12 protein-coding genes are annotated in these 15,853 nt (G+C 73.5%); 5 read left to right on the top strand and 7 right to left on the bottom strand.

The window, feature by feature from the left end; translation table 11 throughout:
• Window positions 1-50: 50 nt before the first annotated feature.
• The 5 genes from ACIRR8_RS02745 to ACIRR8_RS02725 all read right to left on the bottom strand — a co-directional run bounded on the left by ACIRR8_RS02745 (window position 51) and on the right by ACIRR8_RS02725 (window position 9,747).
• On the bottom strand, window positions 51-1,934 hold the full coding sequence (locus ACIRR8_RS02745) for a BTAD domain-containing putative transcriptional regulator (RefSeq protein ID WP_404058171.1): 1,884 nt from the start codon (window positions 1,932-1,934) through the stop codon (window positions 51-53).
• Window positions 1,935-2,099: 165 nt separating this feature from the next.
• Window positions 2,100-5,015: an AAA family ATPase gene (locus tag ACIRR8_RS02740; RefSeq protein ID WP_404058169.1), complete on the bottom strand. Its 2,916-nt coding sequence runs from the start codon at window positions 5,013-5,015 to the stop codon at window positions 2,100-2,102.
• 71 nt (window positions 5,016-5,086) lie between these two features.
• A complete protein-coding gene (locus ACIRR8_RS02735) occupies window positions 5,087-5,281 on the bottom strand; it encodes a hypothetical protein (protein ID WP_404058167.1) in 195 nt (64 codons plus the stop codon).
• Window positions 5,282-5,448: 167 nt separating this feature from the next.
• A complete protein-coding gene (locus ACIRR8_RS02730; protein ID WP_404058165.1) occupies window positions 5,449-8,508 on the bottom strand; it encodes a type 2 lanthipeptide synthetase LanM family protein in 3,060 nt (1,019 codons plus the stop codon).
• A 153-nt stretch (window positions 8,509-8,661) separates the two neighbouring features.
• On the bottom strand, window positions 8,662-9,747 hold the full coding sequence (locus ACIRR8_RS02725; protein ID WP_404058163.1) for a LacI family DNA-binding transcriptional regulator: 1,086 nt from the start codon (window positions 9,745-9,747) through the stop codon (window positions 8,662-8,664).
• A 110-nt stretch (window positions 9,748-9,857) separates the two neighbouring features.
• On the opposite strand from ACIRR8_RS02725, the gene ACIRR8_RS02720 reads away from it, so the two are divergent.
• From ACIRR8_RS02720 to ACIRR8_RS02710, 3 genes are read left to right on the top strand one after another with little or no spacing between them, the layout of a single operon-like run.
• Window positions 9,858-11,009 (top strand): Gfo/Idh/MocA family protein, encoded by a 1,152-nt coding sequence (locus tag ACIRR8_RS02720; RefSeq protein ID WP_404058161.1) that lies wholly within the window; start codon window positions 9,858-9,860, stop codon window positions 11,007-11,009.
• A complete protein-coding gene (locus ACIRR8_RS02715; protein ID WP_404058159.1) occupies window positions 11,006-12,160 on the top strand; it encodes a dihydrodipicolinate synthase family protein in 1,155 nt (384 codons plus the stop codon). The genes ACIRR8_RS02720 and ACIRR8_RS02715 overlap by 4 nt, the downstream gene beginning before the upstream one ends.
• A complete protein-coding gene (locus tag ACIRR8_RS02710) occupies window positions 12,157-12,990 on the top strand; it encodes a sugar phosphate isomerase/epimerase family protein (RefSeq protein WP_404058157.1) in 834 nt (277 codons plus the stop codon). The genes ACIRR8_RS02715 and ACIRR8_RS02710 overlap by 4 nt, the downstream gene beginning before the upstream one ends.
• A gap of 265 nt (window positions 12,991-13,255) precedes the next feature.
• Here ACIRR8_RS02710 and ACIRR8_RS02705 read toward each other — a convergent pair whose 3' ends face one another.
• Both ACIRR8_RS02705 and ACIRR8_RS02700 read right to left on the bottom strand, forming a co-directional pair.
• Window positions 13,256-13,678: an RNHCP domain-containing protein gene (locus tag ACIRR8_RS02705; protein WP_404058155.1), complete on the bottom strand. Its 423-nt coding sequence runs from the start codon at window positions 13,676-13,678 to the stop codon at window positions 13,256-13,258.
• Window positions 13,675-14,016, bottom strand: a complete 342-nt coding sequence (locus tag ACIRR8_RS02700) for an RNHCP domain-containing protein (protein ID WP_356751532.1) — start codon at window positions 14,014-14,016, stop codon at window positions 13,675-13,677. The genes ACIRR8_RS02705 and ACIRR8_RS02700 overlap by 4 nt, the downstream gene beginning before the upstream one ends.
• A 426-nt stretch (window positions 14,017-14,442) precedes the next feature.
• Between ACIRR8_RS02700 and ACIRR8_RS02695 the strand changes: the two genes are divergently transcribed.
• Entirely contained in the window at window positions 14,443-14,961 is a 519-nt protein-coding gene (locus tag ACIRR8_RS02695; protein ID WP_404058153.1) for a TspO/MBR family protein, read from the top strand.
• Between the two features lie 83 nt (window positions 14,962-15,044).
• On the top strand, window positions 15,045-15,785 hold the full coding sequence (locus ACIRR8_RS02690) for a class I SAM-dependent DNA methyltransferase (RefSeq protein ID WP_404058151.1): 741 nt from the start codon (window positions 15,045-15,047) through the stop codon (window positions 15,783-15,785).
• Window positions 15,786-15,853: the final 68 nt, after the last annotated feature.

Below are 15,853 nucleotides of genomic sequence, written 5' to 3'. Positions count from 1 at the left end.
CGCGTACAGCCTGGTCAGCCCTTCTCGCGCTCGCCCGCGTACAGGCTGGGTCAGCCCTCCTCCTGCTCGCGCGCGTACAGACAGAGCAGCCGCGGCACCTCGTACAGCGCGGCATGGGCGGTGACCTCTCCGGTCGGCGAGGTCACCGCTCCCGCGTCGATCAGCGACTCGACGGTACGGATCGCGGCCCGCTCCCCGCACCCCAGTGCCTCCATCGCGCCGTCCAGCGTGAAGCCGCCGTCCTGCGCGGTCCCGGCCAGCCGTCCCAGCGCCCGCCGGTCGTCCGCCGACAGGTCCTGCCAGCCGGATGCCATCCGCAGCCGTACGGAGATGTCCCCGGCGACCAGTTCGTCCAGCGCCGCCGACGGATCGCCGAGCCGGTCCGCGTACTCCGCCAGCGGCAGATGGCGCAGCACCGCCAGCCGCATCCCGCTCACGCCGACCGCCAACGGCAGCGCGCCACAGGCCCGGACGATCCGCAGCGCCGCCCCCGGATCGGTCCGCAGCCGCCCGGTCCCGATCAGCCTGCCGAGCAGCTCCAGCGCCTCGCCGTCCGCCAGCGCCGCCATCGCGATCCGGTGTACGGGAGCCAGCCCGGCCAGCTGTCCGCGCGCGGTGAGCACCACCGAGGACGGCCCGGAGCGGGGCAGCAGCCCGCGTACGGAGGCCTCGTCCGGTACGTCGTCGAGGACGATCAACGCCCGGTGCAGCGCCAGCCACCTCTGCCAGGCCTCCTCCGCCGGACCGCTCTCCGCCGGACCGCTCTCCGCCTCGGCCCGTACAGCTGAACCGGCGTGCACCGCCGGATCCACCGGGTCCGCCGGAACCACCGGCACGCGGACCCCGCACAACCGCCCCAGCTCGCCCAGCACTTCGGCCGGCGTACGGGCCGAGCCGTCCTCCCGCCGCACCTGCACGTGGAACCGCCCGTCCGGGAAGCCGTCGTCGAGCAGATGCGCCGCCCGCAGGGCCAGCGCCGACTTTCCGGAGCCCGCGGGACCCGAGACGACCACCACCCGCTCGTCCGGCGAGCCCAGCAGCGCCAGCAGCTCCCGCAGCTCCTCCCGGCGGCCGGTGAAGTCCTTCGGCGCGGCGGGCAGCGCCGTACCGTGCGCGCCCTCCCGGGTGCCCGCGGCGGTCCTGGCGGTGCGGCCGCGACCGAGCATCGCCCGGTACAGGGCTGCCATCGCCGGGCTCGGCTCCAGCCCCAACTCCCTTGCCAGAAGCTGCCGGTAGTCGTCGTAGACCGCCAGCGCCTCGGCCTGCCGCCCGGACTGGTGCAGCGAGTTCATCCAGGCCACCCGGAGCCGCTCCCGCAGCGGGTGACGCTCCACCAGATCGCGCAGGCCGTCCACCGCGACGGCGGCGCGGCCGAGATCGATCTCGGTCTCGGCCCACTCCTCGTACACGGTCAGGCAGCGGGCCTCCAGCCGATCGGCCTCCTCCGCCACGCCGGTGGAGTCCCGCAGGTCGTTCAGCGGCGGCCCCTCCCACAGGTCCAGCGCCTCGCGCAGCAGCCGGGCGGCGGTGCGCAGGTCGCCGCGCTCGCCGGCGGCCCGGCCGGCGCGGGCCAGGGAGCGGAAGCGCAGCGTGTCCAGCTCGCCCTCGTCGATGGTGAGCCGGTAGCCGCCGCAGCCGTGCACGACCCGGTCCCGGCCGTCGTCGCCGGAGGAGCCGAGCAGGGCGCGGGCGGCGCTCACGTACACCTGGAGGTTCTTGCGCGCGGTGCGCGGCGGGTCGTCGGGCCAGACCGCGTCCGTCAACACGTCCACCGGAACCGGGGTGTTGGGGCGCGAGAGCAGCGTGGCCAGGACGAGGCGCTGTTTGCGCGGGCCGAGCGGGAGCGGGCGGCCGTCCCGTACGGCGGTGAGCGGGCCGAGGAGCGAGAAGTACACCGCACCGGCTGCGGCCGGACGGGCGGGAGGTCGGATCATCAGCGGGCCTCCGGAAGCGGGGACGGGCGGCAGACTGCCGTACGCACGTTTCCGATCCTGTCGGGGTCACGCCCCGCGCACATCGGGGCACTGCGCGTATGTTCCGCCCGCACACCCGACCGAAAGCGTCCGGTGCCCCCATGTTGTGGGGGCGCCGGACGCGGCTCAGGCCGGCTCCACCGCGCACTCCGCCGCGAACTCGCAGAGCGCCGAGCGGTCCGCGCGCCCGGTCTTGGAGAGCAGGCTGGCCATGTGCTTCTCCACCGTGCGCGGCGAGATGGAGAGCCGTCGGGCGATCTGCTGGTTGCCGGGCCGCTCCGGGAGCAGCACGAACACCTCGTACTCGCGCGGGGTCACGCCGCTGGTCCGCAGCGAGAGCGGGATCCGGTCCCAGCCGCCCCGGTGCTGGGTGACGCTCGCTCCGGCCTGCCGCAGCGCGGCTCGGCACGCGGAGGCGACCGGCTGCACGCCGACCCCGTAGAAGAACTCCTCGGCCCGCCGCAGCCACGCCACCGGCTCGCCCCAGCCGTCGGCGGCGGCAGCGTCCGCGACCAGGCGCAGCCCGAGATGGCGGGCGACCGGGAACGGCTCGGACCGGGCGTCGAAGGAGGCCACCAGGCGGGCGGCTGCGGACCGGTCGCCGGACCGGCCCAGCAGCACCGCCTCCGCCAGCTCCAGGAACTGCCCGTTCCAGGCGAGTTGGGCGCCGGGAGAGGCGCGTACGGTCTCGTACTCGGCCCGGTCGCCCGCTCCCGCCAGCACCCGCAGGAAGGGCCGCAGCCCGTAACTCCCGCTCAGGTAGAAGTAGCTGGGGTGGTCCCGCTCCCAGGCCAGCACCGCGTCCAGGCCCTCCAGCGCCCGCTCCCGGTCCTCCTCGAGAAGCGCGCCGATCGCCTTGCACAGCCCCAACTGGTGTGGCACGAGCAGAGACTGCTCACCGCCGGCCCGCCGGAACGCCGCCAGCGCACGGTCCATGTCCCGCCGCCGCCCCCGATGCGCGGCCATCGTGGCGGTGGAGAGGAGCAGATAGCGGTGGGCCGAGTGGTTGCCGACCCGGGCGCTGGCCTCCAGCGAACGGTCGATGATCTCCTGCGCCTCGTCCCAACGCCCGCACAGCACCGCGTTCATGGCGAGCAGCCCGTCCACCGTCTGCGTCAGCAGCAGCGCGCCGAGCTCGATGGCCGCGGCCCGCGCCGAGCGCAGCCGGGAGGCGTCGCCGGTCCGCATGAAGGCGTTCGCGCCGAGCCGCACCAGCGCCTCCACCCGCCAGACGGGCAGATCGTGATCGGTGGAGAGCGCGAGCATCCGCTCCAGGCAGCCGTCCGCCGCGTCGAACCCCTTCTCGCGCAGCAGCAGCGCGAGCAACTGCCAGGCCTGGCAGGCGACTACGGGCAGACCTTCCGCCTCCGCGATCTCCGCGGCCTCGCGCGCGGCCCGTTCGGTCTCGCCGGGGCGCCGGTGCTCCTGGCCGGGCAGCAGGGCGAGGTGGGCGTCGGCGACGGCGAGCGCGGCCCGGCGGCCCGGGACCGGCTCATGGCCGAGCAGCGTGCGGGCGGCGTCGATCTGGCGGGCCGCGTCGGCCGCGCGCTCGGCCATCACCGCCACCCAGGCGATCTTGATGTGGACCTCGCCGCGCCGGTCGGCGGCCTCGGTCCGCGCCGGAACCGGTGGCAGCGCCTCGGCCAGCTCCAGTGCCGCGTCCAGGTCCCCGCCCTCGGCCCGGGCCACCGCCAGGGACTCGGAGATGGCGGCCCGGTCGGCGTCGGCGGCCAGGGGGCAGGCCCGCTCCAGCAGCACCACGGCCGAACCGTGGGCTCCTGAGGCGAGCATCCGTCTTCCGGCCTCCGCGAATCTCAGGGCCGCGCCCGACCGGTTGCCGGCCGCCAGATGCAGTGAGGCCACCAACTGCTGGCCGTCCTCGTCGAGCGGCTGCCCGGAGTGCTCGATGGCTCCGGCGGCCCGGCGGGCGAGCGAGGCGCGCTCGGCCGGGGCGAGCGAGGAGATCAGGGCCTCGGCGGTGAGCGAGTGCCGGAAGGCGTACCGGTCGGGCGCGGCGCCGTCGGGCGCGATCACGCCCGCCTCGACGGCGGAGCGCAGATGGGTGAAGAGGGCCCGGTCCTCGAAACCGGTGACGGTCTGGAGGACGGAGACCGAGAACTGGCCGCCCAGCGTGGCCGCCGCCAGTAAGAGGTCCCGGACCGGCTCGTCCAGCCGGTCGAGCCGCCGGGTCCAGGTCCGCACGATGCCGGAAGGCACCGGTCCGCCGGGATGCTCGGCCGCCACCCAGCCGCTCTCCGCCTTGCGTAACTGGCCGGTGTCCAGCAGATCCGCGAGCAGCACTTCCACCAAGTACGGGTTTCCGCCCGCCCGTTCGGCCAGTCGGTGGTGCACCACCGGCGGTATCTCCTCGGGCGCCGCCTCCAGACACGCGCCGGTCAGAGCCCGCATCTGCTCATCGGCCAGCGGCTTCAACTCCCGGACGACGGCTGCCTGCCGGCGCTCCGCGGACCGTACGAGGTCGAGCGCGGCGCCCGGCTCCGGGCGCAGGGTGCCCAGCAGCAGGATCGGCAGATCGGCGAGGTTGTCGATGACGTACTCGACGACCGCGACGGTCTCCGTGTCGCTGTCGTGGAGGTCCTCCAGCAGGATCGCGCAGCCCGACTCCCGGCCCAGCACGGACAGCAGCCGCAGGAGCGCCTCCGCCAGCTCGACGACGGTCTCCGGATAGCCGGGAGAGGCCTCCTGGCGCCACTCCGGAACCAGCCGGGCCAGTGCGGGATGGTACGGCGCCAGCTCGGGATCGGTCGGTGTGCCGGCGGCCCGGAAACGGGAGGAGAGCGCCTCCACGAGTGGCCGGAAAGGGACGACGAGACCGGTCGACGTGGCCCGGCCGCGCAGCACCGGCATACCGAGCCCGTAGGCCCGGTAGGCGGCTTCACCCACCAGCCGGGACTTGCCGATCCCCGCCTCGCCGAGGAAGAACAGAGCGCGCCCCGAACGCCGTCGCACGGCGTCCAGGGCGCTGCTCAGCAGGCCGATCTCCTCGTCCCGCCCGACGATGACCGGCGAAGTGGCGCGCATGGGCGCAGGCTACTTGAGTCGTAACTCATGCGGCAGTGCCCCAATGCGCCACAATCCGGGCGGAGGTGTGCCTAAAGCGGAATCATGGTGGTCCACGGCAGGTCGATCGTGTTGCCGGTCTCGCCCTCCGAGGCGCTGAGGAGCCGGCTGCGCATCCCCAGCCCGCCGCCGATGCCGAGGGAGATCTGCCCGGCCGGGTGGTCGTACGCGCCCTCGTGGGCGAGCTCGCCGGATCCCCGCATCGCCGATTCGCTGATGTGCGTCATCTCTGCCTCATTCTCTGCTGGGTGCTGAATCCTGAACGGAAGGGGCGCTGTACGGAAGGAGCGCTGTACCGAAGTGGCGCTGTACGGAGGGAACTTGGTAGGTGAGGTTTCTGACGGTGGGTCGGCAGGCCGGGTGATACGAGTGGAGCTGTCCGTGGGCCGGAGGATCACGCGGTCACCGCAGACGGGTTGAGCAGCAGCGCGGAGCCGATCCGGTCGGGGAATCCCGCCCGCAGCAGTCCGTGCCCGATACCCGAGAGGCCGGTGAGCAGACCCGGGTGCGGTACGTGTCCGGGCGTCCCGCAGCGCGGGCCCTCCCGGTCGGCGGCGGCCAGCAGCGTCCCGGAACGGCGCACCCACGGGGTGCGGTCGCCGGTCAGGGCCGGGTGGCCGAGCAGTTCGAGCAGGCCGAGCTCGCCGTGGCAGAGGCTGTCGTCGGCGAGCGGGGCGCAGTCCGCCAGCTCGCCGGTCCGCTCCGCCAGCCAGCCGGACAGATCCGGGTCGGTGAGCGCGTCCGGGCTGTCCGCGACGGCGAGGCCCACGCCGACGCCGCCCTCGCACCAGGCCCGGCCCCCCGTCACCTGCACGGCCGCCCGGCGCAGGGCCCGCAGTCCCGCCGTACGGTACTGCTCACCGCCCCCCGCCGCGGCGAAGCGCAGCAGCGCCCAGCCGATGCCCGCGGCCCCCTCCGCGAAACCTCCGGCCTCCGGGAGCGGCGCCACGGAGATCCGCTCGGCACACCGCTCCGCTCCGCGCCAGGCCTCGGCCCGGCCGGTGGTGCGGTGGACCGCGAGCAGGGAGACCAGTCCGCCGGCCGCACCGCCGCGCACCCCGTACCCGTCCTCGGCCGAACTCGCCGCGCAGGCCAACCGGGTTGCCGGGCCCGCCAGTTCGAGGATCGCCGGGTCGTCGAGCAGTGAGCCCACCTCGGCCAGGGCGTAGGCGATGCCGCCGATCCCGGCGAAGGCGCCCGAGCCGAGCACCGCGAGGTCGTCCACCTTGCCGTGCAGCGCGTCCAGCAGTCCGGGCACCGGGGCCAGCGCCTCGCGGGCCGCCTCGGCGTACCGCTCGGCGCCGGTGAGGGCGGCCAGCTGGGCGAGGAAGAGCGCGGGGCCCGTGTAGCCGCCGGCCAGATCGGCCGCCATCGGTGCGAGCCGCCAGTAGCGCTCGCCGAGGAGCTCCAGGCCGATCCAGTTGGTGCGGGCCCGGTGCCGGTAGGCGAGCGAGACGAGCTGGTCGCCCACCGAGCGGGCGGCGGAGAGGAGTTGCTCCGGTTCGGGCGCGGTCGCGGCGGTCCGGGCCCGGGTGCCGCCCGCCGCCCGGTGCGGCGGCTCGGGAGAGGTGGAGACCATGGCGGCCCGGATGATCCGCTCCTGGTCCTGGCGGTCCACCGTGTCCATGGCCCGTACCTTCGCCGCGACCCTGGCCAGACCGGTCGGCCCCGGCGCGAGGAGCACCTCGCGTCCGGTGCCGCTCCACAGGTCCGTGGTGCCGGGCCGGGTGAGGAAGACCGGCACGTCGCCGGCCCACAGCTCCTCGATCTCCTCGTCCTCCAGACCGGGCAGGGCGGGCGTGCCGAGAGCCGGGGTGCGCAGCAGGGAGAGGACCTGGTCGCGCTCGGCGGCGTCCCGCATCAGGTCCGGGTGGGTCGACTCGTCGAGCAGCGTGGTGTAGGTCCAGGTCGGCCGCGGCACGACCCGTACCTCGTCCTGCGCGAACTCCGTCAACAGGCCCTGTTCGCCCAGCAGTTCGTTGTGGTTGTCGCTGATGGCGGTGTATCCGGCGCGGAACCCTTCGCACAGCGCGTCGGTGTACGCGGACGGGTCGGCCGGAATCCCGTCCAGCCGGGGCCGGTTGGCGGACTCGGTGAACCGCGCGGAGCGCCGTACCAACCGCATGGTGTCCGTGCCCGCGTCCGCCCAGTCGGCGGTCTCGATGGGGGAGGAGGCGGCCTGGCCGCCGCCGATCGCGGAGACGTCGAGCGCGGCCGCGTCACCGACCAGCAGCTGCGGCAGCAGCCCGACCCGGTGGACCGAGGCGTGCAGAGCGCGGGCGGCGGGGTCGGCGGAGTGCGCCTGCGAGAGCGGCGGATGGAAGAGGGTCTCCACATCGACCAGGACCGGGTGCGGCCCGCAGGCGATCAGGTTCTCCTGGTGCAGATCGGTCCCGTCCAGCAGATGGAGCAGGGCCAGCAGCGCGCCCTGGCGGCGGTAGAACAGGTGGGTCTCCGCAGCCGAGGCGCAGGGCCGCTCCGCCACGAACTCCACCCACCCGTACTCACCCCGGTCCAGCACCCGCAGCGCCCGCAGGGTCGGCGTCCCGGGCAGCGAACCGAACCATTCCACCAGGGAGTTGAAGTGCCGGTGCGCCGCGAGTGGGCGCGGCTTGTAGACCAGCCGGCTCCCGTCGGTGAACCGCAGCAGCATCACCGAGCGGCCGCCGCGGTGACTGTCACCGGCGCCGGCGTCGACCCCGGTCAGCGCCACCGGCCCACGCCCGCCGGCCTCCGGCCCCCGGCCGCCCAGCACACCGGAGGCGGCCAGCAGCTCCCGGTCGTCGGCGAGCCGGCCGAGCATCTCGGTGAGGGCGTCGGCGGCGGCGAGGCTGGTGCGCGCCAGGATGCGGGCCAGTACGGGATAGGCGGTGAGGAAGGCGGCGAGCCCGTCCCGCCCGGCCGTCAGCCGCAGGAAGTCCCGGAACCGCTCCTTCGGCCCGTCCCCGGCCAGCCGCCCGGACCGCCGCGCCTTGTGCAGCTCCAGCACGAGGGTCCGCGCCGCGAGCCGGGCCAGCCGCCGGACGAGGTGCGACCGGAAGTCCTCCAGTACGGGGGCGAGCCCGACGGCGGTCCCGGCCCGTACGGCGTTGTTCGACGGCGAGGTCAGCAGCCGCCCGGCGGCCCGCTCGGCGAACGGGGCCACGACGAGGGCGAATCCGGAGAGCCCCGGATACTCCCGCTCGGCCACGAACGCCTCGTGCGGCGCGTCGGCGATGACGTCCCGGACGAACACAACCCAGTCCGGCTCGACCATGGGCGGCTCGCCGACGATTCCGGAGAGCCACCAGGGGCCGGTGCGGGGGGCGAGAGCGGCGCGGTCACGTACGCCGGTGGCGGCGGGCGATCCGTTCGTCCGCACGGCCTTGGCGGCCCCGGCGGGCCCGTTGGTGCCCGGGGGAGCGAGACGGGCAGCGGCCCCCGTACCGCCGCTGCCGATCAGTTCCTTCTCCACCGCACCTCCCAGGTCGGGAACGGCCCACCGGACCGCTCGCGAACCATCCTGGTGGGTGGAGTCCGGTGACGCATGGGGGAGTTGCCCCCATCTTTCGTCCTGCGGACCGTAGGGCGTGTCCGGCGGTCCCTGGAAGGGCCCGGGCCGGGTGCCTCACCCCACCCGCGGCGGAGCCGTCGACCCGCGGATCATCAGTTCGGCCGCGATGGTCGCGATGCCGCCCGGCGGCGGGTCCTCCTTGCCCATGGCCAGCCGCCCGGCCCGCGCGCCCGCCTCGAAGAGCGGCAGCCGTACGGTCGTCAGAGCCGGGACGGCGTCCACCGAGAACGGCAGGTCGTCGAAGCCGGCCACCGAGATGTCCTGCGGGATGCGCAGCCCCTGGTCCCGTACGGCGGCGCAAGCACCCAGCGCCACCGTGTCGTTGGCCGCGACGACGGCGGTGATCCCGGGCTCCCGGCGCAGTATTTCGAGAGTGGCCTCGTAGCCGGAGCGCCGGTCGTAGGGCCCGTGCACGGTGAGCCGCTCCTGGCCCGTGCCCTCCGTGCCCTCCGCGTCGAGCCCGGCAGCGCGCAGGGCCTCGCGGTGGCCCTCCAGCCGATGGCGGGTGGTGGTGCGTTCGAGGGGCCCGGCGACGTAACCGATCCTGCGGTGGCCCAGCGAGATCAGGTGCTCGGTCAACCGCCGCCCGCCGCCCCGGTTGTCGAAGGCCAGCGCGGCGACGAGCGCGTCCCCGTCCGGGAGCGGCGGCCGGCCGCAGAAGACGATCCGGGTGCCGGCATCGGCCATCTTGGCCAACTTCGCTGCCATGGCCGCCTGGTGGTCCGCGTTCTCGACCGCGCCGCCGGTGAGGACGACGGCCGCGGCGCGCTGGCGCTGGAGGAGGGTGAGGTAGGTCAGCTCGCGCTCGGGCGAGCCGCCGGTGTTGCAGATGACGGCCAGCTTCTCGCCGCCCGCCCGCCCGGACCCGTCCCCGGGCCCGCCGATCTGGGTCTGCGCGGCCCCGGCCATGATCCCGAAGAAGGGATCCGCGATGTCGTTGACCAGGATCCCGACCAGGTCGGAGGTGGCGGCGGCCAGCGAGCTGGCGGGCCCGTTGAGCACGTAGTCCAGGTCGTCAACCGCGCGCAGGACCCGCTCCCGGGTCGAGGCGGCGACCGGGTAGTTGCCGTTGAGCACACGGGAGACGGTGGCCGGGGACACCCGGGCGCGGGCCGCCACGTCCGCCAGGGTGACTGTCATCGCTTTCCTCCGTGAGGTCACGTGCGGCGCCCCTCTTGTCCGGCCGCTGCCCGCAGGCTAGCGTCATCCCGTGTAGAAAGCGCTTGCTACGGCTGTATGGAGGGACCTTCGTGACACGCAGGACAGTGCGCATCGCCATGAACGGCGTCACCGGTCGCATGGGATACCGGCAGCATCTGGTGCGTTCGATCCTCGCGATCCGCGAGCAGGGCGGCCTGGACCTGGGCGACGGCGAGGTGCTCTGGCCGGAGCCCGTCCTCGTCGGCCGCCGCGCCCACGCCCTGGAGGAGCTGGCGGCCCGGCACGGGCTGACCGAGTGGTCGACGGACCTGGACGCGGTGCTGTCGGACGACACGGTCGACATCTACTTCGACGCCCAGGTCACCTCGGCCCGGGTGGAGGCGGTCAAGAAGGCGATCGCGGCCGGCAAGCACATCTATACGGAGAAGCCGACGGCCACGGACGTCGAAGGCGCACTCGACCTGGCCCGCCTCGCCCGGGACGCGGGCATCAAGCACGGCGTGGTCCAGGACAAGATCTTCCTGCCGGGCCTGCTGAAGCTGAAGCGCCTGATCGACGGCGGCTTCTTCGGCGACATCCTCTCCATCCGGGGGGAGTTCGGCTACTGGGTCTTCGAGGGCGACTGGCAGGAGGCCCAGCGCCCGTCGTGGAACTACCGCGCGGAGGACGGCGGCGGCATCGTCGTGGACATGTTCCCGCACTGGGAGTACGTGCTCCACGAGCTGTTCGGCCAGGTCACCTCCGTAACGGCCCATGTGCAGACGCACGTTCCGCGGCGCTGGGACGAGCGCGGCAAGCCGTACGAGGCGACCGCCGACGACGCGGCGTACGGGATCTTCCAGCTGGCGGGCGGGGCGGTCGCGCAGATCAACTCCTCCTGGACGGTCCGGGTCAACCGCGACGAACTGGTGGAGTTCCAGGTGGACGGCACGCACGGCTCGGCGGTGGCGGGCCTGCGCAACTGCCGCGTACAGCACCGCTCTTCGACCCCCAAGCCGGTCTGGAACCCGGACCTCCCGGTCACCGAGTCGTTCCGCGACCAGTGGCAGGAGATCCCGGACAACCAGGAGTTCGACAACGGCTTCAAGGCGCAGTGGGAGCTGTTCCTGCGCCATGTGGCGCTGGACGAGCCGTACACCTGGGACCTGCTGGCCGGTGCGCGAGGTGTCCAACTCGCCGAGCTGGGGCTGAAGTCGTCGGCACAGGGCCGCCGTTTCGAGGTCCCGGAGCTGACGCTGTGACGGCTCCGGTGCTCCTGCCGCAGGGCCCGTACACGCCGCGCGCCATCCCGCTGGACCTGGCGGCCGGCGGGGCGCCGCCGACCTCCCGTACGGTCTTCTCGGCGGCACACGTGGTCGCGGACCCGTACGCGGACATCAGCCCCGACGACCCGGCGGCGATCGACTGGGACGCCACGCTCGCCTTCCGCCGCCACCTCTGGTCGCACGGCCTGGGCGTGGCGGAGGCGATGGACACCGCGCAGCGCGGGATGGGCCTGGACTGGGCGGGCGCGGCCGAACTGATCCGCCGGTCGGCGGCGGAGGCGAGGGCGGTGGGCGGCAGGATCGCGTGCGGAGTCGGCGCCGACCAGCTGCTGCCCTCCACCGAGCCGACGTTGGCGGAGGTCGCCGCCGCGTACGAGGAGCAGCTGACGCTGGCCGAGGCGAACGGCGTACAACCGATCCTGATGGCATCGCGCGCGCTGGTGAGGGCGGCGCGGGGCCCGGAGGACTACCTCGCCACCTACGCACACCTCCTGCGCCAGGCGTCCGAGCCGGTGATCCTGCACTGGCTGGGCCCGATGTTCGATCCGGCGCTGGAGGGCTACTGGGGCAGCGCGGACCTGGACGAGGCGACGGACACCTTCCTGAAGGTCATCGCCGAACACCCGGACAAGGTCGACGGCATCAAGATCTCGCTCCTGGACGCGGCCCGTGAGATCGACGTACGCCGACGCCTCCCGGGCGGGGTGCGGTGCTACACGGGCGACGACTTCCACTATCCGGAGCTGATCGCGGGCGACGAACGCGGCTTCAGCCACGCACTGTTGGGCATCTTCGACCCGCTGGGCCCGCTGGCGGCGCAGGCCGTGCGGGTGCTGGACACGGGGGACGTGGCAGGCTTCCGGGCGCTCCTGGACCCCACGGTCGAACTCTCCCGCCACCTCTTCCAGCGGCCCACCCGCTTCTACAAGACGGGCGTGGTCCTGGTGGCCTGGCTGGCCGGCCACCAGGACCACTTCACGATGGCGGGCGGATGGCAGTCGGCGCGCTCGCTGCCGCACCTGGCGAAGGCCTACCAACTGGCGGACGAACTGGGCCTGTTCCCGGACCCGGAGCTGGCGGCGCACCGAATGCGCGCACTGCTGGCGGTCCACGGAGGAGCACGATGAACGAACAGCTCTCCCGCCTCTCGCTCAACCAGGAGACGATCAAGCAGTGGTCGCTGCCCGAGCTGGCGGAGGGCTGCGTCAAGGCGGGCATCGGCCAGGTGGGTCTGTGGCGGGCGCCGATCCAGGCGTACGGCGTCGAGCGCACGGCGAGGCTCCTGGCGGACGCGGGCCTCACCGTCACCAGCCTCTGCCGGGGCGGCTTCTTCACGGCCCTGGACCCGGCCGAGCGGTCCCGCGCCCTGGACGACAACCGCCGAGCGGTGGACGAGGCGGCGGCCGTCGCCACGGACACCTTGGTCCTGGTCTCCGGCGGCCTCCCGCCCGGCAGCCGCGACCTCCACGGCGCGCGCGAACGCGTGGCGGACGCGCTGGCCGAACTCGGACCGTACGCGGCGGAGCGCGGTGTACGGCTGGCGATCGAACCGCTGCACCCGATGTTCGCGTCCGACCGCTGCGTGGTCTCCACCCTGGCCCAGGCCCTGGACCTCGCGGAACGCTTCCCGGCCGAGCAGGTCGGCGTGGTCGTCGACACCTACCACGTCTGGTGGGACGACCAGGCACCCGCGCAGATCGCCCGGGCAGGCGCGGGCGGCCGTATCCACTCCTTCCAGCTGGCCGACTGGATCACCCCGCTCCCGGCGGGCGTCCTGCTGGGCCGGGGCCAACTGGGCGACGGCAGCGTCGACTTCCGGGCGTTCCGTGCGCAGGTGGAGGCGGCGGGCTTCGACGGCCCGATCGAGGTGGAGATCTTCAACGAGGCGCTGTGGGCCCGGGAAGGGGCGGAGGTGCTGGCGGAGGTGGCGGAGCGCTATGGGCGACATGCCTGCTGAGAGGGCTGATCGAGGCCCGAGGTAAAGAGATCGTAAAGGGCTGCAACCTTTACGTACCCTCCGGGGTCACACATGGCGTCGGGACTTCCGGGGAGGGGTCCGGGGGGAACGGGAAGGCCCGACGGGGGGAAAGCGAGGGGGGTCCGGCCGCGAGGCCGGGCCCCATTCTTGCTTCCTTCTCCATTCTTGCTTCCGGCTTCTTCCTGAGCCGAGGGAGCGGACCGCTGACAGGGGCCGCCCGGCGAACACCGGACGGCCCCTCCCCTCACAGGGCGAGCATGACCCGCGAGGCGGGGATACCGGCGTCCGCGAGCGGCCGCAGCGCCAGCCGTATCAGCGCCAGAGCGTTGTCGTCGCCCGCGATGCGGTTGGCGCTGAGTTCGCCGCAGGTCAGGCAGAGGTGGATGAGCATCCACTCCCCGTCCGCCCGTACCGACAGGCTCAGCGCCGTCATCCGCCCGCCGCAGCCCGCCGCCCGGTCGCCCGGAACCCGCCGATCCACATGCAGGCTGACCAGGCAGGACGGGCAGTGGTTGCGATGGGCGGTGCCCGGCGCGACCACCGACACGTCGAGCCGGCAGCCGACGCACCGGAACGCGTCACCGCGCGTACCGGCGGGCCCGTGGAGCACGTCCTTCGGACGCTGGGGACGGCGAGACCCGGCCGACCGGGCTCCACGCCGCGTCACAGGTCACCGAACGCTTCGAGCGGGAACGGCGGCTGCGCGAGGGGACGTACGGCCATCCGCATCAGGATGAGCTGGTTGTCGTCCCCGCAGACCGGGTTCGAGGTCAGTTCGTCGCAGCGGACGCAGCGGTGGACGACCATCCAGTCACCGGTACGGAGTACCGCGATGGAGATCGGTGTCATCCGGCCCTCGCAGTCGGAGGGGCCGCCCTCGGCGTGGTCGACGAGGTGCTGGGAGTGCAGACAGCTGGGGCAGTGGTTGCGCCGGCTGCCGTCGGGTGCGGACGCGGCGACGGTCAGGCCGCAGCGGACGCAGGTGAAGGTGGAGAGGGAGGACATGGCTGAGCGGTGCTGGGGGCGGTCGTGTGACACCCGGATACTCCTTGCCGAAGGTGAGGGAATAAGCAGCAGGGAAGTACCGAGCACCCCTCGCGGCGGAGGGCCGGAGCTGTCGGAGGCCGTGAAGCGTCAGCAGACGGTGAACGTACGGCTGCGCATGCGGTCAGGCCCGGTCGCCCCGGCGCCGTGGGCGCGACGAGGGAGGCTCGGAGTCACTGACCGGGGCATACATCAACTGCTTTCCAGGGCACACGGCCCAGAGGTCACCTGCGGTCCACACCGCGACAAGGCGGAAGCACCGTAACAACGGCAACGGGAGGCGGACCACCGATTTACGCGCGGCGCTCCCTGGCCTGGGCGCGCCCGTGGCGGGAACTGGGAGGAACACCCCAGGAACACAGAGAACACGGAAACAGGAGTACGCCCATGCCACCGACCCCCACGACCTCCACCACACCCACTGCCGGAGCGGCACCATCCCGCAGGAGGAGCTGGCTCACGCTCCTCCTGCTGCTCGCCCTCTGCTACGCCGTCGCCGCCGCCGGAGCGCTCGCGACAGGCGACGCGGGCAGCACGTACGCCGCCCTGGACCGGCCGGCCTGGGCGCCGCCCGGGTGGCTCTTCGGCCCGGTGTGGACGGTGCTCTACGGGATGATCGCGGTGGCGGGCTGGCTGGTCGCCCGCCGCCCCGGCCCGGGCCGCCGACCGGCGCTGGTGGCATGGGGCGTACAGCTGGCGCTGAACGCGCTGTGGACGCCTCTGTTCTTCGCCGCCGAGCAGTACGGGGCGGCCTTCCTGGACATCGTCCTGCTGCTGGCGGCCGTGGCGGCCACCGCGCTGCTCTGCGCCCGGGTGGACCGTCGCGTGGCCTGGCTGCTGGCGCCGTACCTGCTGTGGGTGGGCTACGCGGCGGCGCTGAACCTGGCGCTCTGGCTGGCGAACTGATCTCCGTCTCCACAGCGTCGCCACGGCCGCAGGCGGCTTAATACGTCGACAGAGTCCCGGGGCGCCCGGCAGAGTGTCCGCCCGTGACGAGCAGCGAACTCTGGACCCGCGCGACCGCCGACCGCTACGACGCGGAGGAGGCCGAGAACTCCTCGGCCGCCGTGCTCCACCCCACCCTCGACTTCCTCGCCGAGCTGGCCGGAGACGGCCGCGCCCTGGAGTTCGCCATCGGGACGGGCCGCGTGGGCGTCCCGCTCCGGGAACGCGGCGTACCGGTGGTGGGCATCGAACTGTCGGAGCACATGGCGGCGGTGCTGCGCCACAAGATCGACGAGCACAGCCTCCCGGTGACCATCGGGGACATGGCGACCACGGTCGTCCCCGGCGGATTCACCCTGGTCTACCTCGTGTACAACACCATCTCGAACCTGCTCACGCAGGAGGAACAGGTCGAGTGCTTCCGCAACGCGGCACGCCACCTGGAACCGGGTGGCCGATTCGTCATCGAGCTCGGTCTGCCGCCCCTGCGCTCCCTGCCGCCCGGCCAGACCGCGGTGCCGTTCGACGTCTCCGAGCGGCATCTCGGCTTCGACACGTTCGACCTGGTGGAGCAGATCCTGGTCTCGCACCACTTCACGCGCGACGGCGACGACGGCCGCTACCGCCGGGGCAACTCCCGCCACCGGTACGCCTGGCCGGCGGAGCTGGACCTGATGGCGAGGATCGCCGGCCTCGAACGGGAACGCCGCGTCGCGGACTGGAACGGGACGCCCTTCACGCAGGACTCGCCCAAGCACATCTCCGTATGGCGCAAGCCGGTTTGATATTTTCCGCCCGGACCCATCCGAACGAGCCTCAGCTCCGAATAACCTTCCGAGGGCCACGGCACCGG

Origin of the sequence: Streptomyces sp. NPDC101178 (assembly GCF_044767965.1) — a bacterium.
Classification (GTDB): domain Bacteria; phylum Actinomycetota; class Actinomycetes; order Streptomycetales; family Streptomycetaceae; genus Streptomyces.
The sequence above is the reverse complement of the archived record's forward strand: the minus strand, read 5'-3'. Positions and strand labels throughout refer to the sequence as shown.